Source organism: Phytopseudomonas daroniae, from assembly GCF_004327275.1.
Lineage (GTDB): Bacteria > Pseudomonadota > Gammaproteobacteria > Pseudomonadales > Pseudomonadaceae > Aquipseudomonas > Aquipseudomonas daroniae.
In genome coordinates this window covers 50977-75380 of sequence record NZ_QJUJ01000010.1, presented here as the reverse complement: position 1 = coordinate 75380, position 24404 = coordinate 50977, and the positions used below count along the sequence as shown (strand labels likewise).

The following is a 24404-nucleotide window of genomic DNA, read 5'->3' as shown; positions in this document are numbered from 1 at the left end:
CTCAGTACCCCGCCATTTCGCGAGCCTGACCGACCACACCATAAGAGCGTTTGGGGGCCGATAGCAGCATGCGGTAGCCTTCGTCGAGCAGGCGACGATGGTTGCTGGCGGTGACATGCGGATTGCCGACGACGACGTTGTGTTTCTGGCAGGTCTCGACGATACGGCGCATCGCGTCCTGAACCTCAGGATGTTCGTACTGGCGTGGCAAACCCAGCTCCTGGCTCAAGTCGCCCTCGCCGATCAGGATGAAACCGATGCCAGGCACGTTGGCGAGGATGTCGTCCAGGTTTTCGATGGCTTGAGTGCTCTCGCACATCAGGCCAACCAGGATTTCGCCCTGAGGGGCCAATGGCCAGACGTCGGCCTTCTGGTAGTACTCGGCCATCGACAGGCCCCAGTAGCGCGCCGCGTTGGCCGGGCCATCGCCGCGGACGCCCTTGGGCTCGTAAAGCGCCGCACTCTTCGGTCGTGCATAACGGCAGGATGCGACGGCGTTGTAGGCCTGTTCCACTGTTGCCACGTGCGGCCAGATCACGCCATAACAGCCACGATCCAATACCTGCTTGGCGAAGCTTTGGTTCATCTCGATGCCGTTGGCGGGGATACGGGCGATCGGCGTCACCTGCGGCGCCACCGAGCCCGATTCGGCGATCTGCTTGCGGCTCAGCATGTACTGCAACGCATCGCCGAGCGCGCTGACATCGTACGGGTTGTGTTCCATCTCATAGACAATGCCATCGTACGGGGAGTCGCTCATTTCTATGGCGGTCTGTTTGTCCAGCTTGGCAAAGGCCATGTAGGCGGGCTTGCCGGATTCGAGGGCGCCGATGATGCTGTTGAGACGTGTGGTGGTCATGTTCACTTCCTCATGAAATTGATTCAGCCTCAGCGCAATGCCGGGTACAGCTTTTGCGCGGTCTTGCCGAAGATCCAGGATCGATCCTCTTCGTTGAGGCAGGCCAGGCCCTTCTCGGCTATCGCTAGAATCTCCTTGAGGGTGCCGGGCGAGGTGGGGAAATTAGAGCCCCAGGCCATGCGCTGCGCACCGAACGCCTCGACCACTCGGGGAAAGAAGGTATCGGCGCTTGCTTTTTCCCTCTCCACGTCGCTGAAGATGCGCGGCGTAAGCTTCAAGTAGATGTTGGGCAGGTCGGCAAGCGCGAACAGGCTGGCGGCGTTGGCATAGGGCGGGCCATCGAGTACGTCGGGGCGCCCGAGGTGGTCGAGGATGATGTTCACGTCCGGAAATTTCTCGGCCAGCATACGCACCTGGGGTAGGCCGATCGGGCCGGTCTGGATGCACATTGGCAGCTTCAGCTCAGCCAGCGCCTCCCAAGCCTTGAAGGACTTGGGGTTGTCGAGTTCGCTGGGATCGAAATCCTTGGTCGAACCGCCGGTGAAGATGCGCAGGCCGGCGAGGCCCTTGTCGACCCAGCTCTTGATCACGGCGGGGACGTCGTCGGCCAGCATATCCACTGAGCCTACGGCCACGAGCCGATCCTTGTACTGGTTGCAGCCGTCGACGACGTAGTTGTTGTCGAAGCCGTAGGTCGTCGAGGAGTGCACGACGGCGGCTTTGCCGACGCCGGCCTCGTCCATGGCCTCGATCAGTGTCTCGACGGTGTTCGGCCGCTCCTGCGACCAGTCCGAACGCTTGCCGAACAGTGGCGCGGGCGGGTAGCGCTTCTCGTCGCCCGAGATGATGTGAGGGTGGATGTCGATAATGTTCATGCTCTGCCCCTGCCTTACTTGCCTTTGGCCTTCAGATGCTTGTCGAGACGCGGATAGACGCGCCGAACGTTGCCTTCGAAGATGGCATGGCGATCCGCATCGGAAAGCGCCGTGCAGGCATCCAGATACCGCTTGGTGTCGTCGAAGTACTGGTCGGTGTCTGGATCCTTGCCCCGTACGGCACCGACCATTTCCGAGCCGAACAGCACGTTGCTCGTCGGCACGACCTTGGTCAGCAGCTCCACGCCCGGGTGGTGGTAGACGCAGGTATCGAAGAAGATGTTTTCCAGCAGACCCTCCAGCGGACGCTTGGCCATCTCCAGCGACATGCCGCGATAGCGGCCCCAGTGGTAGGGCACGGCGCCGCCACCATGGGGGATGACCAGACGCAGCGTCGGGAAGTCCTTGAACAGGTCACTCTGCAGGAGCTGCATGAAAACCGAGGTGTCGGCGTTCAGGTAATGTGCGCCCGTACCGTGGTGGCAGGGGTTGCACGAGGCCGCGACGTGGATCATGGCAGGCACGTCGAGATCGCACAGTGCCTCGAACAGCGGGTACCACTCGCGATCAGTGATAGGCGTTCCGGTCCAGTAGCCGCCGCTTGGATCAGGGTTCAGGTTACAGCCGACGAAGCCCATCTCCTCGATACAGCGGCGCAACTCGGGAATGGAGTTCTTGGGTGGCGCCAGTGGCGACTGCGGTAGCTGGCAGACGGGCACGAAGTTGTCAGGGTAGATGTCGCAGACGCGGCGCACGAGGTTGTTGGAGACTTCGGCCCATTCCAGGCTCGTGCGTTCGTTGCCGAGGTGGTGACTCATCAAGCCGGCGATCGGCGAGAACAGGGTGAGGTCACCGCCGCGCTCTTTCTGCAGCCGCAACTGGCCGTTGCCGACGCCTTCGCGGATCTGATCGTCAGTCACATGGGCACCAGACAGCGACGGCGCGTTGAGCGGGTCGTCGGCGAATTCGATTTGTTTGGCGCGCCAGTCGCGGAACGAAGCGGGGACGGTCGTGAAGTGACCGTGGCAATCGATAATCATGATCTGCTCCGTCAAATTCAGGCTTGGGGATCCACGAACAGCTCGTTCATGGACATGCGACGAGGTGTCAGGCCTTGCTTGAACGCGGTCGCCTCGAGTGCCTCGATGGTCTTGCGGTTGGCTTCGATACCGTAGGGCAGCGGGTCATGGCCGACGATCTTGCGCAGTTCAAGGTACTTTTTGTCGGTCTTGTCGGTGGCCTCGCCGGCATCAAGTCGGGCGAGATAGTCCTTTTTGGCCTTGTCGAAGGCGTCATAGATGGACTTGGCTACCCAGGGGTGCTCGGCGAGTATCGAGTCTTTCACGACGATGGTGCCGTGCATGGGGTAGACGCCGGTGCGGGCGTAGTACTCGGCTTCCACTTCGGTCGCATTCGGGAAGAGGTCGGGATAGTCGGCCTCGACTTCTTTCCATCCGTCCGTGGGGTTGCCTGTACGGCCGATGCCTGCGTTTGCACCAAAACCTGCAACCAACTCGCCGTCGGCCATCATCTCGGCCAGGGGGCGGGAGGCATGAATGACATTAGGCGGCAGCTTGAGCTGCGTCACATGCTCCTCGTCGTCGACGACCCAGGTGACCTTGCTCGAGTCGAGACCGAACTCGTCGATGAGCACCTGGCGGGTCCACACGCCGGTAGTCACAGAGTAGGCGCGTACGCCGACCTTCTTGCCTTCCAGATCTTTCGGGGTCTTGATGCCCGCATCCGGACGAACCAGCAGGCCGGCATGATGGAAGCGGCGCACCACAAAGATGGGCAGTGCAACGAAAGGAGCGCCATAGGCGCGGGCGATAATATAGGTGGTCGGGGCAATTTCGCAGACATCGAATTCGACATCGCGCACCATGCGACGAAAAGCAGCGATCTGTGGTTTGACGGTGATGAATTCGGCATCCACGCCTTCGATGGGGATGGCGCCGCTGCGAATCGCTGCGGTATGCGGATGATCGGCGATAGCAATCTTAAGATGAACTGACATTTATTTTTCCTTGTTAGTGATCTTTATCAAACGACTACTTGCAGATTTGCGGGTCAGCCTTTGCGCGGCGGTAGCGCCAAGACTTCTGCAAACGGGGGCTGAATCGGTGCCTGCGCCGCCTGCTTGACTGTGGGATGCATTCGTATGCTGCCCACGAGTAGCCCCCCCGTCGATTGAGTAAAAATGGGTTAGGCTTAACGAAATGGTAAAGCTGCTGAGGTGCACGACGTGGCAGAGTTCGACTGGTACCTGCAGGTCAACCTGAAGGCGCGGCACTTGCGCCTGCTCGTGGCGATCGACACGTACCGCAATCTGACCCAAGTGGCCGAGGTCACTCATGTGACCGTGCCTGCCGTGTCGAAGTCATTGGCCGAGCTCGAGCGGGGGCTTGGGCTCGCCTTGTTTTCACGCACCGCGCAGGGCTTGATGCCTACGCCGTATGGCGATTGCCTCATTCGCCACGCGCGAGCAATGCTGGCGATCCTGCACCAGGCCCGCGATGAGCTGAAGTCCCTGAGGTCGGGAGCCGAGGGCAAGATCCGCATCGGCATGTTGCCTGCTTCCGCCTCGGCGTTACTGCCGCAGGCGCTGAGCATTCTGAAGCAGCGGTCGCCTGGTACCAATGTGACGGTGATCGAAGGTACGACAGAGTCGCTGCTGCCTGAACTCTGGCAAGGTCGCCTCGATTTGGTCGTGGGCCGCCTACCGGCCCCGGATACGCTCGGCAGCTTCGAGGAAAAGGAACTTCTCGAGGAGCCGGTGGTGCTTATGACGGGCCGTCACCATCCGTTGGCCCGCAGGAAAAAGCTGAAATGGTCGGATCTATGTCCCTATCCCTGGGTATTACCGCCGCCCGGCTCGATATTGCGTGATCCACTGGAGCGGGCGCTCGAGGCGAATGACGTGCCGTTGACCAACAATTATATCGAGACGCTCTCGATTCACGTCGTCCGTGCGCACTTACAGGTATCCGATTTTATTGCAGTAATGGCCGGATCGATCGCCAAGGACTTCGCGCAGCCTCTTCATACGCTTCCCTTGAGCCTGCCTCGATTGGTTCGCCCGGCCGGCGTGCTGTGGAATCGCAATCGGGGCCTGACAGCCAGTGCACAACTCATGGTTTTGTGCCTGGAAGAAGCTGCTCGTCAGCTGTCGACGGAGCTCGAGGCCGCATCGCACGGAGGTGTGCGCTTGGCCAAAGCGAAGCGAGTCCGCCACTCAACTGACGCGCTGTAACGCGCCGCCCGGGCGCTATTGTCTCGGCACGAATGATCTGTTGCCTGCCAGGGAGACTCTTCACCCGTGGCGCTTTCCGGTGACCAGTCAGATCCTGCCCCATCTCGCTACGTCAGGGTTAACCATTTGCTTAAAGCATGAGTGGCTTTTCTCAATAGACACTGGGATGGCGCACGGACAACATTTCGACACGCCTATTCAGCAAGGGAGATTGCCCGAAAGATCCGGGCATTCCGGACAAGCTGGATCGATCCTGGGATTTCGATGGCGTATTCCTATCCAACTAACAATTATTATTAGGAGACAAAGCCATGGGCATTACACGCAGAGCGGCCTTGTTCAGTTGTGCGCTCACAGCTGCGACGCTCGTTGCTGGGCCGGCTTTTGGTCAATCAGTCGAGGAATTCTATCGTGGCAAAGCGCTCACTCTTATCGTAAGCGCCGATGCAGGCACGCCGACGGACACTTTTGCGCGCCAGTTCGCGCGTTTTTTTGCAAAGCATATTCCTGGGCAGCCCATACCGGTGGTACAGAACGTCATCGGAGCAGGAGGGATGGTTGCGGCCGCTTCGCTCCAGACTTCGCAGCCTAAAGACGGAACCGTTGTTGGCTTTCTACAGCGCAACAACCTCTACACGCCGCTGCTGGAGCCGAAGCAGAGCAACTTCGATCCACGGAAAGTAACGTGGCTTGGCAGTCTCGACAAGGTCAACTATGCCCTGGTCGCGATGACCCGAACCGGGGTAACCACGGCAGATGATCTCTTCAAGGAGGAACTGATCATTGGTGCGACCGGCTTCTCTAACGAGAACCGGATCTTGCCAGCAATGCTCAACCAGTATGTTGGCACCAAGATGAAGATCGTTCCTGGCTATACGGGGCGCAGCGAAGTCTATCTGGCGATGCAGCGCGGCGAAGTCGATGGCTGGGCCTCGACCATTGACGGGGTGCAGGAGGGGGAGCCGGCACGGATGCTCGCCGATGGCGAGATGAAAGTGCTACTGCATCTGGCCTGGAAAAGCGATCCCGCCTTCTCTGATGTCCCGAACCTGAGTGCTTATGTCACCGACCCCGACGTAAAGGCTTTGTTTGACTTCTTCGTGTCTCCCTTCGAGGCCGGGCGGCCTATCGCGTTGCCGCAAGGCGTGCCTCAAGATCGACTGGATGCGCTGCGTGCGGCTTTCTCCGCGACGATCGCTGATCCCGAGTTCATCGCTGCGGTGGAAGGTGCGGGCTTTCCGGTCAATGCCATTGACGCGGTGGCGATGGAACGGATCATAAATAAAATTTATGACGCCCCCGTTTCGGTGATTGAAGAAGCACGCAAGTTTCGCAATCTTTAATCCTGAATTACATCTGGAAAGGCCACGGTGTCGGCCCTACGGCCTTCGTGCGCGCTTTGTAAGTCAGCTCTGATGCCAATAACAAAATGTCATGATCCTTTCGAGGGGAAATGACCGTAAATCGTCAAGAGGTTCGATCAACATGACACCCTCAATCATCGATATTCATCCCCATATCATTTCAACCGACACTGCCCTTTATCCCATTGCACCTCAGAGTGGACATCGTTCCAAGTGGTCGGCCACGCGTCCGGCCACATTCGAACAGTTGATCCGGGAGATGGATGAGGCCGGGGTTGCGAAGGCGGCGATCGTCCATTCCTCTACCACTTATGGCCACAATAATTCTTACGTGGCCGACTCCGTGGCGATACATCCGAAGCGATTCACCGGTGTTTATTCCTTCGATCTGTTGGCTCCCGATGCGCTGCAGACCTTCGATTACTGGCTGGCCCGTGGCATGGGCGGGATTCGGCTTTTCACCGGCGGGGCGACCCATCAGACCGATGGCAGCTGGTTGGTCAACCCGGCAACCTTCCCGATCTGGGAGCGCTGCGCCGAGATTGGCATGACCATCGTGATCCAGACCACTCCGGCCGGCCTGAGCATGGTGGCCGAACTTGCCGAGCGCTTCCCCACCGTCAGGATTGCGCTCGATCACTGCGGGCGCCCGCAGCTCGAGGACGGGCCTCCCTACGCTGCCTGTGCAGGGCTGTTCGACCTGGCGAAATACCCGAACATCTACCTCAAGATCACGCCCAAGACCTTCGAGTTGGCGCAGGCGGCGCCTGGAGGAAGCGAGGCGTTTTTCCCTCATCTGGTACAGATATTCGGGGCAGACCATCTGGCCTTCGGCTCGAACTATCCGGCCTCGGAGGGGCCGTTGAAGAAGTTGATCGATCAGGGGCACGCCTGCTTCGCATCCCTGAGCGAAGAGGAGCGTGTCTGGATCTGGGGCCGTACGGCGAAGATCCTTTATCCGACTCTTGCCGAGCAGAACGCAGAAGCGCTTTCGAATCTCTAGGTGGTGGGGTATGGCGCTGGCCGGATTGAACGCCCGGCAAGCGATGTGCCTGTCTTAAACCTAGCTGACTCACAAAGTGAGCTTGCCCACTAATCAGGACGAATCATGGATTTCCTTTTCGATTCATCAACACTGTCGGCAGCCAGTAACGCGCTGTCGCTCATCTTGTCATTCGATCGTCTGGTGTTTGTCATCCTCGGGGTTCTGGCCGGCATCGCCATAGGACTGGTGCCCGGGGTCGGTGGCCTAACCGGCTTTGCGCTACTGGTGCCGTTCACGTACACGATGGATCCCATCGCGGCCATTGGCATGTTGCTCGGTATGCATTCGGTTTCCACCACTTCGGATAGTATCGGGGCGGTGATTTTGGGCGTACCAGGAAGCTCGGCCTCGCAGGCGACAGTGCTCGACGGGCTGCCGATGGCCAAGCGCGGCGAGGCATCGCGCGCGCTGAGTGCGTGCTACACGTCATCGCTACTTGGGGGATTGGTCGGGGCAGTCATCCTGGCAGTCTCGCTGCCGTTGGTACGGCCGCTCGTCCTCTCCATCACCACACCCGAAATGTTGGCGCTGACAATTTTCGGGATCACGATGGTTGCGGTGCTGTCGGGCAATGCGCCGCTGAAGGGGGTGGTCGCAGCCTGCCTCGGCATTCTGGTGGGCATGATTGGCACCAATGTTCAGACCGGGCAAATGCGCTGGACGGGCGACTTCCTCTATCTGGCGGATGGTATCCCTCTCGTGCCGGTGCTACTTGGCCTTTTCGCGCTGCCTGAGTTGTGCGATCTCGCCATACAGCGCTCCGCGGTAAGCAACCACGCGGCCGTAGGGACTTTTAAAGGGATGGGCCAGGGCGTCAAGGACACTCTGCGAAACTGGTTCCTGGTGCTTCGTTGTTCCGGGATAGGCGCCTTCCTCGGGGCGGTTCCAGGTATTACCGGAGCGGTGATCGACTGGATCGCCTATGGTCATGCGCTGCAAACCGAGAAGGGTGCCAAGGAAACCTTCAGCAAGGGCGATGTGCGTGGGGTGATCGCTCCCGAATCGGCCACTAACGCGAAGGAGGGCGGAATGCTGGTGCCGCTGCTTGCTTTCGGGTTACCCGGCGGTGCGGCGCAGGCAATTCTGCTTGGGGCACTGATGGTGCACGGGTTCAACCCGGGGCCCGATATGCTGACCAAGCATCTCGACCTGACCTATTCCATGGTTTGGTCGATCGCTCTTGCCAATATCTTTGGCGCAGGCTTGTGTTTCCTGCTCAGCGGCCAGTTTGCCAAGCTCGCGACGCTACGCTACTCGCTTATTCTGCCGGTAATGATTCCCGTCGTCCTGATCGGCGCCTTCCAGGGATCGAGTAGCTGGGGAGATTTGTTCGTGCTAACGCTGGCCGGATCGATCGGCTGGATCATGAAACGCCAGAAATGGCCGCGCCCACCGTTGATCCTTGGCCTGGTGCTCGGTTTGCTAATCGAGCGTTACATGTCGATCTCTTTCATGCGCTATGGCACGGATTGGCTGACGCGCCCGGGTGTCCTGGTACTGCTCATCCTCTCTGCGATTATCCTGTTCACCCCGCTGTTCAAGCTGCTGAGAAAGGGCGGTGGAGCGCGGACGCTGCGGCTGCGGCCGAAGGGGACGGTTGTACTCAAGGCTGAAGACCTCACGTATGTGCTCTTCATCGGTGCCGGGCTCTTCATGTTGGTGACCGCTCAGGAGTGGAATTTCCTGGCCGCGATCGGTCCGACGGTGGTCGCAAGCATTCTTGTCATCGCCGGGACGATCAGTCTTGCATACAAAATCTTCGTCACCCCGATACGTGCTACGAGTGGCGGCAGCATTCACATGGATGCCGCGAGTGACCACGGCATACTGCCAGACAAGCTGGTTCTGGTGAGAGCAACAAGATTCTTTGGCTGGTTCCTCGCCTTCTTCGTCTCTACTGCGCTGATTGGCATGCTTCCGACGGTGCCGCTGCTGATCGTAGCTTTCATGCGCATCGAGGGCCGTGAGCCTTGGCGACTCAGTCTGATCCTTGCGGTCTGCGTGACGGCAATCCTGTATGGCATCTTCGACCGGCTCCTCCATATCGCTTGGCCGAGTAGCCTCCTCGGTTATTGAGTGGGGTAACCATTACACCGCGAAAAATACCGAGCGTTAGTACGGCAAAGCCGCGCACAAGGATGTGCTCAACGCTGTAGATGGATAGTTGCCATGCTGACGCATGGAGGTGTAGCGACACTGTCGTTCGCCGAGCAGAGCGTGACGCCTTTCCTGTCTTCAGGAAGTGCAAAAGTTCCAACCCTGGGGGTAAAAGTCCGAGAGGTTCGGGGCGCACCAAAGCGGGATTCTGCTCCGGCATCATTTTGTAGAAGGAGAGAGAAAGATGAATGGTCGATTGCAGCCTATTGAGCCTGAAAATACCTCCGACAAACAGAAGGAAGTCATCGCACGCCTGGGCGAAGGGCGGGGACGTATTCCCACCCCGTTCAACATCTGGCTACACAACCCGCATCTAGCCGAAGGGATGGAGATCATCGGCACGCATATCGACCGCTCGCCAGTGCTGAGCGAGGTGGAGAGCGAAGTGGCGATCCTCTCCACGGCGGTGTTCTGGAACGCACCCTATGTCATCGCCAACCACCGGCGGCATGCATTGAAGGCCGGAGTCCCAGAGACAATGGTCAGAACCATCCTCGAGAAGCAGCGACCCGAACCGGGGGATGGACGCCTTGGTGTGATCAGTGACGCGGTCTGCGACATCCTCGCAGGAGGCGTGATCGACGATGAGCGTTTTGCCCGTTACGAAGCCGATCTGGGCCGAGCGGTGATTGCCGAGTTGCTCATCGTCGTAGGGTATTTCACTTCTGTTTCGCTGGCCATGAGCCTGCATGCGCTTCAGCCAAAAGGCTGACGGTTCATTACGCTGCGGGACGCAGCGTTCAGACGCGTAATCGGGACGCGAGCGCGAGAGGGGAGAACCCAGGCACTTCGGGCTGCGTCTCATGCGCCACGTCCCATCCGGACTGCTTCTGTGGTCGGTCTGGGAGCGCTGGACGGCCATAGGCGTTGTCTCGGAGGCATAGGATCTCGTCCCCCGAAATGGTGGCTAACAGGTGAACCGCGCAAACTTCCAGGCACTGGCTGAACGTCTCACCAGCTCACGAGCGCGCCCGCAAAGACCTGACATCGGTGCAACGTAACTTCGCGCACCACATACCTAAATACAGACATGAATAAAAGGATGCCCCATGAGCGTCGTATCTCCTTTCGTCCCCCACGGCCAGCATTTCATCGCAGGTGTGCAGATTGCGACAGAAGCGCAGTTTCGTTCGGCCCCGGCCAATGGCCCTGCGCATTCCTTCTCGGTGGGCACGCCCGCACTCGTCGACCAGGCCTGCCGTGCCGCCGAAGAGGCTTTCTGGTCCTTCGGCTACAGCACACGCGAGGAGCGCGCTGTTTTTCTGGAGGCCATCGCGGATGAAATCGAGGCGCGTGCTGACGCTATCACCGAGATCGGCACCCAGGAAACCGGCCTGCCCGTGGCCCGGCTCGTCGGCGAGCGCGGCCGCACGGTGATGCAACTGCGTCTCTTCGCGGCCCATATCCGTCTTGGCGACTACCTTGAACGCCGCCACGACTCCAGCCTCACCGACCCTCAGCCCTTGTCGACTCCCACGCTACGGTTGATGCAGCGGCCGATCGGCCCGGTGGCGGTCTTCGGGGCCTCGAATTTCCCGCTCGCGTTCTCGGTGGCAGGAGGCGATACCGCCTCAGCGCTGGCCGCGGGCTGCCCGGTCGTGGTCAAGGGGCACTCTGCGCATCCCGGCACCTCCGAAATCGTCGCGCAAGCGGTGCTTGCCGCCATTACCCGCTGTGGTATGCATCCCGGTGTCTTCTCGCTCGTTCAAGGCGGGCGGCGCGACGTGGGCGAAGCGCTCGTCCAGCACCCGCTGATCCGTGCCGTGGGGTTCACCGGGTCGCTTGGCGGTGGCCGTGCCCTATTCGATCTCTGCGCGGCGCGTCCCGATCCAATCCCATTCTTCGGTGAACTGGGGTCGGTCAATCCGATGTTCCTGCTGCCTGCCGCTCTTGCCGCCCGCGGCGAGGCGATCGGCACGGGCTGGGCCGCCTCGCTTACCATGGGCGCGGGGCAGTTCTGCACCAATCCTGGTATCGCCGTGGTCATGCGTGGCCCCGAGGGCGAGGCCTTTGCCGAAGGCGCCCGTGCCGCGCTGCGTCAGACCCCGCCGCAGGTGATGCTTACCGACGGTATTGCGGCTGCATACCGCGTCGGCCGCGACCGCATTGCCGCCGAAACGGGAGTGCGGTCGCTGCTAACCTCTCCCTGCGATCTGCGTGACGCCACGCCGAATCTCTTCTGCATTGCCGCCAAGGACTGGCTCGGCAATCACCTGCTTGCCGAAGAGGTCTTCGGCCCGCTCGGCCTGATCATTACGGTGGAAAGCCCTGCAGAGATGCGCGACGTCGCCAAATCCCTCGCTGGCCAATTGACTGCCACGATTCACATGGAGGAGGCCGATACCGAGGCCGCGCACGGGCTGCTCCCGATCCTCGAGCGCAAGGCCGGCCGCATACTTGTCAATGGCTTCCCCACTGGTGTGGAAGTCTGCGATGCAATGGTTCATGGTGGCCCTTACCCCGCTTCCACCAACTTCGGCGCCACTTCGGTCGGCACGCTCTCCATTCGCCGCTGGTTGCGTCCCGTCTGTTACCAGAACCTCCCCAAAGGCGTATTGCCAAAGGATCTGCAGTGACATCGGTAAAGAAAACCATACCCGCCTCCTGACACCCTTCGGTGCCATCTCGCGTGCTCTTTGGCAGCCAGTTCGACCTGTTCTTTTGGGGCGATGGCCTGCCTTGGCCGGCATCCGGATGCAGCGCATCGCCTGGGCTTGGCCAGTCTGGGGGCGGTTCCGCCTTCTGGCCCGGTATCTCGTGGCCGGAGACCTGCTGCGGTCATTGTCATAGGCCCATTCGCCGGGGTTATTGATGACCGATGGAGCAGGTTAAGGCTGAACCTGTTTGCTCGTAGCCATGGATCACCTCAATCTGATTGACCGCGAGCTGCTCATAACTGCGCAGAGCACACTCGCGGTAGCCCAGCTCGCCTCGCCATGATCCGGCAGCTTGGTTCGGTGCGAGAGTACGGGCACAGTCGTGGCCTCTAATTCGATGAGCTGGCGCAGTGGCTGATCCTGCTCGTGATGTTGTGTGGCGGCTCCATCGGACAGGGATGTCCGCGAGCATCGGTACCAGGCATGGGCATCGTCGCTCGAAACGGTTTGGGCTTGACGCGGCGCGCCCATAGCACCCGGCTACCCGCCTATTCTGCGTGATACCAAGGCCATGCGCGGCCTTGGTTATAGCCTGCATGGCATCAATTATTTGCCGCACCGCCGCTGTGCGATATCCGCTTCGATAGCGTAGCCGCAGGGCTTGAATTCTTGATGGGATCCGCTCCCCGTCACGCTGAGTGCCTTAACCATGCAGTCAAGCGTAGAGCGGGGTTTCTCAATTGATTCTGCATAAGCATCTCCGCAATCTCTCGTTGCGTTTACTCAACAAATCTAATAACAAAAAAGAGAGTTTCAGAGATGACGAAATACAGGACTGCCATATTCGCCTGCTCTGCGTTTTTGAGTATTTCTCCGGCATGGGCTCAGCAAGGCACCGAACAGACCAAGCAATTGCAGGAGCTTACTGCGCGACTGGAGGAGCTGAACAAGCGGCTCGATCAGATGGGGGAGCAACTGAAGGCCGAGAAGTCGGCCGGCGCTGCCAGCGACGAGCATCGCAGAGCACTGGCGGCCAATCAGGACAAGCTGAAGGCCCTTGGACGCGATATAACCCTGTACGGCCAGATTGATCTTGGGGTCGAGCACGTCAGCAACGTAAGCGGCAGTGGCAATGTTTCGCGCTTGAGTTCGGGGATGGGGACTTCCTACGTGGGGGTTCGCGGCAAGGAGGATCTAGGCGGGAATCTTCGAGCCGTATGGAACCTGGAAGCCGGCTTTTCGCCAGACACTGGCACCTCGCTCCAGGGCGGACGCCTTTTTGGACGGCAGTCATACGTCGGCCTCGAAGGGGACTACGGCACTTTGACGTTCGGTCGCCAATACAACGTGCGGTTTTTGGCATGGCAGGAACTCAATCCGTTCGGCGCCGGTTCGCACGGCCTTACCACGCTGGACGAAGGCTATACAGGCTCTGCTCGCGCTGATAACTCCATTCGCTACCTCCTTCCCATCGGTAATTTCAACCTCGGTGTGAATTACAGCTTTGGCCGTGACGCCGTAAGTAATTGCGCGGGCGAGGTTGACGACGTCAACCAATGTCGAGAATGGGCGGGCATGATCAAGTACGACGCAAAGAGCTGGGGCTTGTCCAGCGCCTATGAGCGAATTTATGGCGGTACTGCAGCGACACCTGGCGGTCTCACTTCGCCGGATCGTACGGACAGCCGTTTCCTCTTGGGCGGCTACTTCATGGTACGTGATGCCAAGATAGCCGCGGGTTGGGTCAAGCGCGACAACGAAGGTATCGCTACACCGCAGAGCAACCTGGTGTGGCTGGCCGCCAAGGTACCGGTGGCCAAGAACTTTTCCATCGATGGCATGCTGGGGCAACTCAAATACAAAGGTTCGTCCGACAAGGGACAAGCGATCGTATTGCGCGGCGTCTACTCGCTGTCCAAGCAAACGGATCTGTATGTGTCGGCAGAACACATGAGTAACGGCGGCGACCTCTCTCTCGCAGCGACCAACTCTTCGCCCAAGGTCGCCCCTCCAAATGGTGACTCGCAGATATCCATCATCTCGGGTATCAAATATCGGTTCTGAGAAGCGATGCGAGATCCGCACCACCCGGCATTCCCGGCATGATCCGGGAGTGCCGATTGAGGAGCGCGTTACACGCAACACTGAGTCGCAGGTACATGGCGTGAACGATGAGGAGGCGTGCCGCGGTAGGTGCCTGCACCCGCCGCAGTAAGGCCCATGATGCACAGCAGGCCGAACAGGATGGTTCTTGCAGCCGATTCGCAGTCGCCCTAACGTGCCGGAAAGCCACCCAGAATGGTGATCAGGAGTCGCACTTCGTTGATGCCATCCTGATGACCACTCCATTCGTAACCTTCAATGCTGATGTGCTCGTCCGGCGCACCCCACATCCACGCATTGATCGTTCTGCATGATTCGCACGTGACCTTTACCTCCCGATCAGGCGGAGTGTGCTATGTGCACATCGCCTGACCGCTCAGCGCGTATTCGTTGATTGGCGATGGCGCTTCGCTTTACTCGAGGATGGTGTCTGCTGTGATGTGGCGGCGAGACCCGTCAGCAGATGCTGAGCAGCTTCTTCCAGGCACGAAACCATGAGTTGCGCACTGGGGCTCAGGCCACGGTTGCGATTCCACAGCACGCCGGTTGGGCGGAGCAGTCTAGGCAGGTTCAACGGAAGCTTATGAAAAGGCTGGACAGGGTCATTGGCAATCGATCCAGCCATTACCGCGATGAACTCGGAGACTTGCAGGTGTGCACGGACGACGTGAATCGAGAGCGTTTCGATATAATTGTTGGTCAGCGGCACGTCATTCGCCTCGAGCGCCCGCTCCAGTGGATCACGCAATATCGAGCCGGGCGGCGGTAAGATCCAGGGGTAGGGGCACAGATCCGACCAATTCAGGGTCTTCCTGCGGGCCAGTGGATGGTGACGGCCCGTCATAAGCACCACCGGCTCCTCGAGAAGTTCCTTTTCCTCGAAGCTGCTGAGCGTATCCGGAGGCGGCAGGCGGCCCACGACCAAGTCGAGGCGACCTTGCCAGAGTTCAGGCAACAGCGACTCTGTCGTACCTTCGATCACCGTCACATTGGTACCCGATGACTGCTGCTTCAGGAAGTTCAGCGCCTGCGGCAGCAGCACCGAGGCGGAAGCCGGCAACATGCCGATGCGAACCTTGCCCTCGGCCCCCGACCTCAGGGACTTCAGCTCATCGCGGGCCTGGTGCAGGATTGTCAGCATTGCCCGCGCGTGGCGAAGGAGGCAATCGCCATATGGCGTGGGCATCAAGCCTTGCGTGGTGCGTGAAAACAAGGCGAGCCCAAGCCCCCGCTCGAGTTCGGCCAATGATTTCGACACGGCAGGTACGGTCACATGAGTGACCTCGGCCACTTGGGTCAGATTGCGGTACGTGTCGATCGCCACGAGCAGGCGCAAGTGCCGCGCCTTCAGATTGATCTGCAGATACCAGTCGAGATGATTCACATTGTGTACCTCAGCCGCTTGAGCTTTCTTCGAGTCGGCGTATGGATTTGCCCGGTTTGGTCAATCATGCGGCGAGCCGCTGCTGTTGGTGTTCTTGATCCTTGCGCGGCTTGGGTAAAAGGCGAGGCCAGCCATCGTTCTGGATTTTCTGGGCGAACCCAGGCACTGACGAGTATCGGATGTCCGAAAGGTGTCCCAGGAAAAGATCGAAGCCCAGGTTCGAGTGCTCTTGGGCTCGCTCGAAACCGTTTATTTTTCTCGCAAGAAGACGTGCCCGGCGAAGTCTCCGGTGCTGGACTAATACGCTCAGGCAAGCGGGACGTATAGGGAGGTCGAACGTGGTGGGCGATTTGACGGAACAATCAACAAAGACAGGAGAGATGTCGGCGACGTGCTGAGTATCAGGATCGTCAGAGGCAGGGGAGAGTGCCCTGGTGGTATCGGGCTGGCCATAGGCAATTACTCGTCGCGCGCGCTTGAATATGGGCTGGCGAGCAATGAAGGCATCCTGTTGATTGTTGTCCACGACCATTTCCCTCTTTAACGGACGTGCCCGGTCTGACCATGAAACACGTCATAGGCATGGAAGAGTGTCGAGCGGGTGGATGCATAAGGGGCGATGCTTGGCCGGCTTCGCTTGTGCTTTGATTCCTCTTTCGTGGCTCTGCCCTGCGTGCGAGGGCCAAGTTGTTTGAACCGACTATGGGGTCGTGCTCTCGCAGATATTCGTGCGGCCCGATGCGCCTCTGTTCGCGTGCCAATAACTTATAAGACGCGCTAAAAATTTTGCCCGTCTATCGGTGCAGTATCCATTGAGAAAAATGGCGTTGCATTTGAGTGAATGGTTAAGGGAGGTCTATGCAACGTGATGAGCAGGCCGCACACGCAGGCATTGGCATTGATCTGAATCCGCCCCGTCCTGCCGATTGGAATTTGACCGAAGACGGATTGCTGCCCCCTGTATCTGATGGCTTGTAGTGAGGGAAGGTCAAATTGCAGCTAGGGTCTGTTGCCTTTCACAGACGTTCGCTTTCTTGGGATCACAGCCGTGGCACCTTGTTCCTCAATCTGCTCCCGTATCGCCTCGCTGTCATGGCCCTTGTCCGCGATGATGGTTTGTGCCGTGGGGAGCGGGCGTTAAAAAATCAGGCTGGTGCGGCCCGCGCGCGACTGAGGCGCAACGCCAGCAGTACGCTCTTGAGCGTGGACGCAGTTTGCAATTCATTCATCTGGCCTTCCTGGCTCTCCTGCTAAAAAGACGTTGAACAGGTTCTAAGCGCTATCGGGGCCCTACGCCCAGCGGGCGCATAAAGCTGCGCTCGTAACTGATGATGCAGCGATTCTGCTGGGCATAGGCGAAGGCTTCCAGGCATTCGGCATCCTGCATGGAACGCTCGCGGTACTCCTCGTAGGCGGCCAGGCTGGGGAAGCTGAACAACGCCAGGGCCACGTTGTTGCTGCCTTCCGAGGGCAGGAAGTAGCCATGGTGCTGGCCGCCGAATTTCTCCACCAGCGGTATCCACAGCTGGGCGTAATGCTCGAATTCGGCGAGTTGATAGGGGTCGATGATATAGCGCAGGTAGCAGGTGATCATGCTCATCTCCTTGACTGGGCTCGGCATGGCCAGGCCCTAGTATGAATTTGCTGGGGTGAAGGATGTAAGGAGCGCCGGCCTTGTGCAAATGACCCTGGTGCCACATCACAGATCAAATGTCGTATCCGAGCGAACGGGCTGAGTGGTTGCTCAAAGGCGGAAGCGGCCGGTCGGTGACCCGCGTTGAACCATGGATCATGGCCTTCGGCCCCGGATTACGCCTGCGGCTAATCCAGGCTACGTTCTACAGCCCGTAGGATGGGTGAAACCCATCAATTTCCGATGGGTTTCACCTGCGCGGCCCGACCCATCCTACGACCGTCCGCTTGCGCCACATGGCTGCCATACTCCATCTCGGGCACATCTACCACCCTGGCCGACACATGACCGTTGTCGCGACACTGGTGAGCGGCGGCAATGGTAATTGGCCCATTCCAGGGTGGACATGAAAGCCCCCTAGGCGAATGGTTCGAGCAGCAGGAAGGTACCGGGCTGGCGCTGGTAGCTGTCGATCCTGGGTACCAGTGTCTGGAAATGCTCGGTCTTGCAGTGAGTATCCAGCGCGGCTCTGTCCGGCCATTTTTCGATGAAAACGAAATGACCAGGATCCTTCTCGTCGATGTGCAGATCGTAAGACAGGCACAGCGGCTCTTCGCGGGTTCGGCGTACCAATTCGGCGTAGAGCGGCAGTACCTGCTCGATGAATTCTTCCTTGATGAAGTCCTGGGCAATGACCGTGAGCATCGGGTTGCGGTTCTCCTGAGTGGTGGCGTTCCTGCGTGAACAGGATATGGGCGTGCGTGAAAAGAGGTTCAGGCCGTTTCATCGCGTGCCCAGAAGGTTTCGAGCACACTGCCGAAACGGCTGGTATCAAGTGGATCGAGGCGCTCTGCGCAGATCACCATGCCGCTCTGGGTGATGATCCGCAGGCGCAGCTGCTGGTCTCTCCATTCATAGACCAGCCTGCCCCAGTCCCAATCGTCGCAAGGTGGCACACGGCCTATGTGCTCGAATACCTGTTCAATGGGCTGTCCGGCGTAACGCTCCGGCTGGGCGAAAAAGGCCAGCAACCTTTCGGCGTTGGCTACCGAGGGCACTGGCGGCCTTCTGTTGCGCGTATGGCGTATCCACAGGGCCAGCACGACCAGCAGGGCAAACAGCGCGATTACCATGCGTGGGTGATGCCGCTCGGCAGATGGATAGCGCAAAGGCGGGTATGAGGCCTGCGCCCGGTATTGATCGGGAGATGGATCTTCATCGGTGGATATCCTTGTGCGTTCCCATTTCAGCTATTCAAAAGCCGTTCGAGCAACCACGCCGCCGCCGGGCCCAGCGGCCGCTCACGTGACCAGACCACGTCCACTGAAACCTGCCTGGGCCAACCGTTGACTGCCAGTTCCTGCAGGCGCTCACCGCCATGGCCGATGACCAGTTGTCGTGGCAGTGCGGCCCAGCCAAAGCCCAGTGTGGCCATTTCCAGTAGCAGCAGATAGTCCGGTGCTGACCAGCAGCGTCCGCCGCTGCCTGGCAGATCGTCCAGCGCACCTTCCTGATCCGCCACGCTACTCAGGCGTAATACGCGCCAATGGGCCAGATCCTCCGGGTTGACCCGAGACGATCGGGTGAGCGGATGCCCCTTGGCAACGAAGAGACCGAAGTCCGCACAATCCGCCAGGCTCGCGTGTGCCAGTTCCGGTGGGTAGCTGGCCTGCGCGGCGAGCAGGCCCAGATTGGCGCGGCCCTGGCCGACAAGGTCGAGCACGTCAGCATGTTCGGCGAAGAAGCATTCGAACTCCAGATCCGGGTATCGCTGGTCGAGTTCGGCCAAGCGAGCCTGATATTGGCTGGCCTGGTAGGCGTCCGACAGCACCAGCGTCAGCTTGGGCTCCAGGCCCGCAGCCAATTGGCCGGCCTGGCGCAACAGGCGATCCGACGCTGCCAGTACATCCTGTACGCGGCTCAGAAGGCTGCAGCCGGCCTCGGTCAGAGTGAGCTGGCGTGCACCGCGTACGAACAGGCTGACGTTGAGGTCGATTTCCAGTCGCGAAATCGCTTCGCTGATCGTCGACTGGCTTTTACCCAGGCGCCTGGCCGCCGCACTGAACGAGCCGGTGGCGGCTGCCTGGGCGAACGCATGGAGAGATTCGGGAGATAGGTTCATATCGGTTTTGCCGATGGCTGGCAACTTTGCTCTGGCTGTTTTTCCGATGAGGATAGCCCCATCGACGTTACCTAGCGAGTCTGGACAATGAGTCAATCCAATCAGCTTGCCCGTCGCTCCTTCAAGGAGCGCGTGCTGCATGCAACCCTGTTCGAGGTGATCGCCGTGGCGGTGTGCGCGCCGCTGCTGGCCTGGGCGATGGGTAAATCCCTGGCGCACATGGGCGCCCTGACGCTGATGTTCTCGGCCATCGCCATGCTCTGGAACATGATCTTCAACGTCATGTTCGACGCTGCCCAGCGGCGCATGGGCTTCGAGCGCGGCCTGTGGGCGCGGATCAGCCATGCCTTGCTCTTCGAGGCTGGCCTGATTCTGGTGCTGGTACCGCTGGCGGCCTGGTGGTTGTCCATCAGTCTGGTCGCGGCATTCTTTCTGGATATCGGCCTGATCCTGTTCTTCCTGCCTTACACCCTGGGCTACAACTGGGCGTACGACAGCCTGCGCGAGCGCTACTTCAATCGCCGCGAGGCCTGCTCTCTGGCTTGCCGATAGCGACTGGCTTTCGCGACGATCTGCCAGGCTGCAGGTCGTCGGCCGAACGCCATGTAGCTTGGATTCGTTGCAGGCAACCCCTAAGCTGCGCGGATTTCCAATCCCCGAAGGCAAGGGTATGGCAACTCAGAGCATCGTCGTTCCGCGGATTTCCAGCTTTCCTGGCCATGAGCGCAAAGCGCAGCAGATCCTGCGCTGGCTGGCCAAGCGCGATATCGTCGCGGCGCTGCCCACCACCTGTGGGCGCAGTGGCATGGCCTACGCCATCGCGCCAGGGGCGAGTCGGGTCGTTGAATTTGCGGATCGGTTGCCGTTCGGCCAACCCATCAATGGCCTGGAAGTCATTTACCGGCGCTGCATCTATACGCCCATCGACGATTTTCTCGAGGAGGCCGGCTGCCCCGAGTGCCGTCGAGAAGTCGGCGAGGCGCTGTTCGAGAGCCTGGATGAGTGGACGCCGGGGGAAACCGACAACTTCATGTGCCCCGAATGTCGGCACGAAGATGACATCAACGGCTTCCTGTTTCTGCAACCCTGCGGTTTTTCCAACCTGGGTTTCATCTTCAACGGCTGGGCCGGGGCGCGCTTCACGCCAGCCTTTCTCGAAGAGTTCGCCGAACGGCTGGGCTACCCGGTTGCATGGGTGCAGGCCTGAGAGCCTGAGCAGTCACCGTAGGGTGGATGACGCTCTTTTCATCCACCATTGAGACCGCAGAGTGGTGAACGGATCGGGCCGCGTAGGTGAAGCGTCGTCCATCCTACGGCAGGCCGCTACTGCCACTTTGCTGTCATTGCACGTGCAATCTTGTCGAAAGATCTTGAGCCGGCTCTGGAAGGAGGCTTATTGCTGCTCTCGGCCTGGCAGCCTGGAGACCAGCCTCTGGCGCGGTTCTGCATATAAAAGGGGGGAGCTCTTCCCTGAGCCTGAATAGATCAGGCTGCATGAATCCGCTTCGGTTCCCTGCCGGCTGAGAATCATTGATATTAATTGCCGAACGGTCGAACCTATTCTTTACATTGAGTGACGGGGGCTGACTCGGTATAATGGCGCGCTTCCAATTTTCCCGTCTGGGAGCCCCCGCCATGCTGCGTATCAGTCAAGAAGCTCTTACCTTCGACGACGTTTTACTTATCCCCGGTTTCTCCGATGTTCTGCCGAAGGACGTCAGCCTCAAGACTCGCCTCACCCGTGGCATCGAGTTGAATATTCCGCTGCTGTCCGCCGCCATGGATACCGTGACCGAAGCCCGCCTGGCCATCGCCATGGCGCAGGAAGGTGGCATCGGCATCATCCACAAGAACATGACCATCGAGCAGCAGGCTGTCGAAGTCCGCAAGGTCAAGAAATTCGAATCCGGTGTGGTCAAGGATCCGATCACCATCGAGGCCGACGCCACCGTGCGCGACCTGTTCGAACTGACCCGCCAACACAACATCTCCGGCGTACCGGTGCTGAGCAACGGTGATCTGGTCGGCATCGTCACTTCCCGTGACGTGCGCTTCGAGAACCGCCTGGACGCTACCGTGCGTGAAGTGATGACGCCCAAAGAGCGTCTCGTCACGGTCAAGGAAGGCGCTACCAAGGAAGTGGTTCGCGAGCTGCTGCACAAGCACCGCATCGAGAAAGTCCTGATCGTCGACGACGCTTTCACCCTCAAGGGCATGATGACCGTCAAGGACATCGAGAAAGCCAAGGCCTACCCGCTGGCCAGCAAGGACGACCAAGGTCGTCTGCGCGTCGGTGCCGCCGTAGGAACTGGCGCCGATACCGGTGACCGAGTTGCCGCGCTGGCCAATGCCGGCGTCGATGTGATCATCGTCGATACTGCTCACGGTCACTCCAAGGGCGTGATCGAGCGCGTGCGCTGGGTCAAGCAGAACTTCCCGGACATCCAGGTGATCGGCGGCAACATCGCCACCGGCGCTGCTGCACTGGCCCTGGCCGAAGCGGGCGCCGATGCGGTCAAGGTCGGTATCGGCCCTGGCTCGATCTGCACCACCCGTATCGTCGCCGGTGTCGGCGTGCCGCAGATCTCCGCCGTGGCCAATGTCGCTGCGGCGCTGGAAGGCACTGGCATTCCGCTGATCGCCGATGGCGGCATCCGCTTCTCCGGTGACCTGTCCAAGGCCATCGTTGCCGGCGCTTCGGCGGTAATGATCGGTTCCATGCTGGCCGGTACCGAGGAGGCACCGGGCGAGATCGAACTGTTCCAGGGGCGTTCCTACAAGGCTTACCGTGGCATGGGCTCGCTGGGCGCCATGTCCCAGGCTCAGGGTTCCTCGGATCGCTACTTCCAGGATTCCTCCGCCGGTGCCGAGAAGCTGGTGCCCGAGGGCATCGAAGGCCGCGTGGCCTACAAGGGCGCCATGGGCTCCATCGTCCATCAGTTGATGGGCGGCCTGCGTGCCTCCATGGGTTACACCGGTTGCGCGACCATCGAAGAGATGCGCACCAAGCCCGAGTTCGTGCGTATCACCGGTGCCGGCATGGCCGAATCCCACGTTCACGACGTGCAGATCACCAAGGAAGCGCCGAACTACCGGGTAGGCTGAAGCAGCCCCAAGCGACAAGCTGCAAGCGCCAAGCTGTTAGGATGAGCCTGATAGCCTGGCTTACAGCTCCCCAATTACTTGCAGCTTGAAGCTTGCAGCTTGAAGCTGCCTCGTAGAGGCACCCATGGCCCATCAAGACATTCACGCTCACCGCATCCTGATCCTCGATTTCGGTTCCCAGTACACCCAGTTGATCGCCCGCCGCGTGCGCGAGATCGGCGTGTATTGCGAACTGCACCCGTTCGACATGGACGATGACGCGATTCGCGAATTCGCACCGCGCGGCGTCATCCTCGCCGGTGGTCCGGAGTCGGTACACGAAGCCAACAGCCCGCGCTGCCCGCAAGCGGTGTTCGACCTCGGCGTGCCGGTGTTCGGCATCTGCTACGGCATGCAGACCATGGCCGAGCAGCTTGGCGGTCGAGTGGCCGGTTCCGACCTGCGCGAATTCGGCTATGCCCGTGTCGACGTGGTCGGCAAGAGCCGCATCCTCGATGGCATCGAAGACCACGTCGATGCCGACGGCGTATTCGGCCTGGACGTATGGATGAGCCACGGCGACAAGGTCACCGAGATCCCGGCTGGCTTCCACGTGCTGGCCAGCACGCCGAGCTGCCCGATCGCCGGCATGTTCGACGACGACCGTCACTACTACGGCGTGCAGTTCCACCCGGAAGTGACCCACACCAAGCAGGGCGAACGCATCCTGTCGCGCTTCATCCTCGACATCTGCGGCTGTGAAGCCCTGTGGACGCCGTCGAAGATCGCCGAAGACGCCATCGCTCAGGTACGCGCCCAGGTCGGCGACGCCAACGTGCTGCTCGGCCTATCCGGCGGCGTGGACTCCTCGGTGGTGGCAGCGCTGCTGCACAAGGCCATCGGCGATCAACTGACCTGCGTATTCGTCGACAACGGCCTGCTGCGCCTGCACGAAGGCGAGCAGGTGATGGCCATGTTCGCCGAGAACATGGGCGTCAAGGTAATCCGCGCCAACGCCGAAGCGCAGTTCCTCGACAACCTGGCCGGCGAAGCCGATCCGGAGAAGAAGCGCAAGATCATCGGTCGCACCTTCATCGACGTGTTCGATGCCCAGGCCAGCCAGCTCGACAACATCCAGTTCCTGGCGCAAGGCACCATCTACCCGGACGTGATCGAGTCCGCTGGCGCCAAGAGCGGCAAGGCCCACGTGATCAAGTCGCACCACAACGTCGGCGGCCTGCCCGAGGAAATGAACCTCAAGCTGGTCGAACCGCTGCGCGAACTGTTCAAGGATGAAGTGCGTCGCCTCGGTCTCGAACTGGGCCTGCCGTACGATATGGTCTACCGCCACCCGTTCCCGGGCCCGGGTTTGGGCGTGCGCATCCTCGGTGAAGTGAAGAAGGAATACGCCGACCTGCTGCGCCGTGCCGACCACATCTTCATCGAAGAACTGCGCAAGGCCGACTGGTACCACAAGGTCAGCCAGGCGTTCGTGGTGTTCCAGCCGGTGAAATCGGTTGGCGTGGTCGGTGACGGTCGCCGTTACGCCTGGGTCGTGGCCCTGCGTGCAGTGGAAACCATCGACTTCATGACCGCCCGCTGGGCGCACCTGCCTTACGAACTGCTGGAAACCGTCAGCGGTCGCATCATCAACGAAATCGACGGCATCTCCCGCGTCACCTACGACGTGTCGAGCAAGCCGCCAGCGACCATCGAGTGGGAATGATCCCACGTCCAGCACTGTCCGGCACGATCTAGCAAAAAATGCCAAGAAGCCCGCGTAATTGCGGGCTTCTTGCATTTTGCGTCTGGCATTTTCTGGCAGGGTTTGGCAGCGCCAAGCAGCTCTTTTACATGGCACAGATGATGGTAGTATCGAGAGGAAATACCATGTGCTGCGCTCGGTACCATGATGATGGTCAAGCTGA

General features: G+C 60.0%; 21 protein-coding genes and 1 pseudogene. 11 read left to right on the top strand and 11 right to left on the bottom strand.

The genetic code is table 11. The features are described from left to right. Position 1: 1 nt before the first annotated feature. The 4 genes from DNK10_RS20635 to DNK10_RS20620 are packed head-to-tail and all read right to left on the bottom strand — an operon-like array spanning position 2 to position 3751. Positions 2-859: an HpcH/HpaI aldolase family protein gene (locus tag DNK10_RS20635; RefSeq protein ID WP_131181787.1), complete on the bottom strand. Its 858-nt coding sequence runs from the start codon at positions 857-859 to the stop codon at positions 2-4. Positions 860-888: 29 nt separating this feature from the next. Then, the gene (locus DNK10_RS20630; RefSeq protein ID WP_131192845.1) at positions 889-1734 is read right to left on the bottom strand and encodes an amidohydrolase family protein; all 846 of its coding nucleotides are present in this window, start codon (positions 1732-1734) and stop codon (positions 889-891) included. A 14-nt stretch (positions 1735-1748) separates the two neighbouring features. After that, positions 1749-2774: an amidohydrolase family protein gene (locus tag DNK10_RS20625; protein WP_131181789.1), complete on the bottom strand. Its 1026-nt coding sequence runs from the start codon at positions 2772-2774 to the stop codon at positions 1749-1751. Between the two features lie 17 nt (positions 2775-2791). Next, complete coding sequence (locus DNK10_RS20620) at positions 2792-3751, bottom strand: ABC transporter substrate-binding protein (RefSeq protein ID WP_131181790.1); 960 nt, start codon at positions 3749-3751, stop codon at positions 2792-2794. A 228-nt stretch (positions 3752-3979) separates the two neighbouring features. Here DNK10_RS20620 and DNK10_RS20615 point away from each other — a divergent pair, with 228 nt between their 5' ends. The 7 genes from DNK10_RS20615 (at position 3980) to DNK10_RS20585 (ending at position 14214) form a co-directional block, all read left to right on the top strand. Then, positions 3980-4987: a LysR substrate-binding domain-containing protein gene (locus DNK10_RS20615; RefSeq protein WP_131192844.1), complete on the top strand. Its 1008-nt coding sequence runs from the start codon at positions 3980-3982 to the stop codon at positions 4985-4987. Between the two features lie 311 nt (positions 4988-5298). Beyond that, positions 5299-6330 (top strand): Bug family tripartite tricarboxylate transporter substrate binding protein, encoded by a 1032-nt coding sequence (locus tag DNK10_RS20610; protein WP_208738849.1) that lies wholly within the window; start codon positions 5299-5301, stop codon positions 6328-6330. A 142-nt stretch (positions 6331-6472) separates the two neighbouring features. Beyond that, positions 6473-7354 carry an amidohydrolase family protein gene (locus tag DNK10_RS20605; protein WP_131192843.1) on the top strand — a complete coding sequence of 294 codons (882 nt, stop codon included), beginning with the start codon at positions 6473-6475 and terminating at the stop codon, positions 7352-7354. 105 nt (positions 7355-7459) lie between these two features. Continuing rightward, a complete protein-coding gene (locus DNK10_RS20600; protein ID WP_131181793.1) occupies positions 7460-9472 on the top strand; it encodes a tripartite tricarboxylate transporter permease in 2013 nt (670 codons plus the stop codon). Positions 9473-9737: 265 nt separating this feature from the next. Then, entirely contained in the window at positions 9738-10265 is a 528-nt protein-coding gene (locus tag DNK10_RS20595; protein ID WP_131192842.1) for a carboxymuconolactone decarboxylase family protein, read from the top strand. Between the two features lie 337 nt (positions 10266-10602). Further along, positions 10603-12129: an aldehyde dehydrogenase (NADP(+)) gene (locus DNK10_RS20590; protein ID WP_131192841.1), complete on the top strand. Its 1527-nt coding sequence runs from the start codon at positions 10603-10605 to the stop codon at positions 12127-12129. An 840-nt stretch (positions 12130-12969) separates the two neighbouring features. Next, on the top strand, positions 12970-14214 hold the full coding sequence (locus DNK10_RS20585) for a porin (RefSeq protein WP_208738847.1): 1245 nt from the start codon (positions 12970-12972) through the stop codon (positions 14212-14214). Between the two features lie 415 nt (positions 14215-14629). Here the strand turns inward: DNK10_RS20585 and DNK10_RS20580 are convergent, their stop codons facing one another. The 7 genes and pseudogenes from DNK10_RS20580 to DNK10_RS20550 all read right to left on the bottom strand — a co-directional run bounded on the left by DNK10_RS20580 (position 14630) and on the right by DNK10_RS20550 (position 19392). Beyond that, positions 14630-15637, bottom strand: coding sequence for a LysR substrate-binding domain-containing protein (locus DNK10_RS20580; protein ID WP_131181796.1), 1008 nt, complete (start codon positions 15635-15637; stop codon positions 14630-14632). 64 nt (positions 15638-15701) lie between these two features. Next, positions 15702-16163 (bottom strand): hypothetical protein, encoded by a 462-nt coding sequence (locus DNK10_RS20575; RefSeq protein WP_131192840.1) that lies wholly within the window; start codon positions 16161-16163, stop codon positions 15702-15704. Between the two features lie 482 nt (positions 16164-16645). Next, positions 16646-16768, bottom strand: a pseudogene (locus tag DNK10_RS20570) (IS5/IS1182 family transposase); the annotation flags it as partial. 148 nt (positions 16769-16916) lie between these two features. Further along, complete coding sequence (locus DNK10_RS20565) at positions 16917-17231, bottom strand: NIPSNAP family protein (RefSeq protein ID WP_131192839.1); 315 nt, start codon at positions 17229-17231, stop codon at positions 16917-16919. Positions 17232-17687: 456 nt separating this feature from the next. Continuing rightward, the gene (locus tag DNK10_RS20560; RefSeq protein ID WP_131181800.1) at positions 17688-17975 is read right to left on the bottom strand and encodes a putative quinol monooxygenase; all 288 of its coding nucleotides are present in this window, start codon (positions 17973-17975) and stop codon (positions 17688-17690) included. 68 nt (positions 17976-18043) lie between these two features. Continuing rightward, the gene (locus tag DNK10_RS20555) at positions 18044-18403 is read right to left on the bottom strand and encodes a hypothetical protein (protein WP_131192838.1); all 360 of its coding nucleotides are present in this window, start codon (positions 18401-18403) and stop codon (positions 18044-18046) included. Between the two features lie 113 nt (positions 18404-18516). After that, positions 18517-19392: a LysR family transcriptional regulator gene (locus DNK10_RS20550; RefSeq protein ID WP_208738846.1), complete on the bottom strand. Its 876-nt coding sequence runs from the start codon at positions 19390-19392 to the stop codon at positions 18517-18519. A gap of 87 nt (positions 19393-19479) precedes the next feature. On the opposite strand from DNK10_RS20550, the gene DNK10_RS20545 reads away from it, so the two are divergent. The 4 genes from DNK10_RS20545 to guaA all read left to right on the top strand — a co-directional run bounded on the left by DNK10_RS20545 (position 19480) and on the right by guaA (position 24202). Further along, positions 19480-19944, top strand: a complete 465-nt coding sequence (locus DNK10_RS20545) for a multidrug/biocide efflux PACE transporter (RefSeq protein ID WP_131181802.1) — start codon at positions 19480-19482, stop codon at positions 19942-19944. 118 nt (positions 19945-20062) lie between these two features. Continuing rightward, a complete protein-coding gene (locus DNK10_RS20540; protein ID WP_131192837.1) occupies positions 20063-20599 on the top strand; it encodes a sugar ABC transporter ATPase in 537 nt (178 codons plus the stop codon). 428 nt (positions 20600-21027) lie between these two features. After that, on the top strand, positions 21028-22497 hold the full coding sequence (gene guaB / locus DNK10_RS20535) for an IMP dehydrogenase (protein ID WP_131181804.1): 1470 nt from the start codon (positions 21028-21030) through the stop codon (positions 22495-22497). A 124-nt stretch (positions 22498-22621) separates the two neighbouring features. After that, entirely contained in the window at positions 22622-24202 is a 1581-nt protein-coding gene (guaA, locus tag DNK10_RS20530) for a glutamine-hydrolyzing GMP synthase (RefSeq protein WP_131181805.1), read from the top strand. Positions 24203-24404 lie beyond the last annotated feature (202 nt).

Bases quoted from the DNA above. Each gene is read 5' to 3' on its own strand.
- DNK10_RS20635 (WP_131181787.1), bottom strand. From the start codon at position 859: ATGACCACCACACGTCTCAACAGCATCATCGGCGCCCTCGAATCCGGC.
- DNK10_RS20630 (WP_131192845.1), bottom strand. From the start codon at position 1,734: ATGAACATTATCGACATCCACCCTCACATCATCTCGGGCGACGAGAAG.
- DNK10_RS20625 (WP_131181789.1), bottom strand. From the start codon at position 2,774: ATGATTATCGATTGCCACGGTCACTTCACGACCGTCCCCGCTTCGTTC.
- DNK10_RS20620 (WP_131181790.1), bottom strand. From the start codon at position 3,751: ATGTCAGTTCATCTTAAGATTGCTATCGCCGATCATCCGCATACCGCA.
- DNK10_RS20610 (WP_208738849.1), top strand. From the start codon at position 5,299: ATGGGCATTACACGCAGAGCGGCCTTGTTCAGTTGTGCGCTCACAGCT.
- DNK10_RS20605 (WP_131192843.1), top strand. From the start codon at position 6,473: ATGACACCCTCAATCATCGATATTCATCCCCATATCATTTCAACCGAC.
- DNK10_RS20600 (WP_131181793.1), top strand. From the start codon at position 7,460: ATGGATTTCCTTTTCGATTCATCAACACTGTCGGCAGCCAGTAACGCG.
- DNK10_RS20595 (WP_131192842.1), top strand. From the start codon at position 9,738: ATGAATGGTCGATTGCAGCCTATTGAGCCTGAAAATACCTCCGACAAA.
- DNK10_RS20590 (WP_131192841.1), top strand. From the start codon at position 10,603: ATGAGCGTCGTATCTCCTTTCGTCCCCCACGGCCAGCATTTCATCGCA.
- DNK10_RS20585 (WP_208738847.1), top strand. From the start codon at position 12,970: ATGACGAAATACAGGACTGCCATATTCGCCTGCTCTGCGTTTTTGAGT.
- DNK10_RS20565 (WP_131192839.1), bottom strand. From the start codon at position 17,231: ATGATCACCTGCTACCTGCGCTATATCATCGACCCCTATCAACTCGCC.
- DNK10_RS20560 (WP_131181800.1), bottom strand. From the start codon at position 17,975: ATGCTCACGGTCATTGCCCAGGACTTCATCAAGGAAGAATTCATCGAG.
- DNK10_RS20555 (WP_131192838.1), bottom strand. From the start codon at position 18,403: ATGGTAATCGCGCTGTTTGCCCTGCTGGTCGTGCTGGCCCTGTGGATA.
- DNK10_RS20550 (WP_208738846.1), bottom strand. From the start codon at position 19,392: ATGAACCTATCTCCCGAATCTCTCCATGCGTTCGCCCAGGCAGCCGCC.
- DNK10_RS20545 (WP_131181802.1), top strand. From the start codon at position 19,480: ATGAGTCAATCCAATCAGCTTGCCCGTCGCTCCTTCAAGGAGCGCGTG.
- DNK10_RS20540 (WP_131192837.1), top strand. From the start codon at position 20,063: ATGGCAACTCAGAGCATCGTCGTTCCGCGGATTTCCAGCTTTCCTGGC.
- guaB (WP_131181804.1), top strand. From the start codon at position 21,028: ATGCTGCGTATCAGTCAAGAAGCTCTTACCTTCGACGACGTTTTACTT.
- guaA (WP_131181805.1), top strand. From the start codon at position 22,622: ATGGCCCATCAAGACATTCACGCTCACCGCATCCTGATCCTCGATTTC.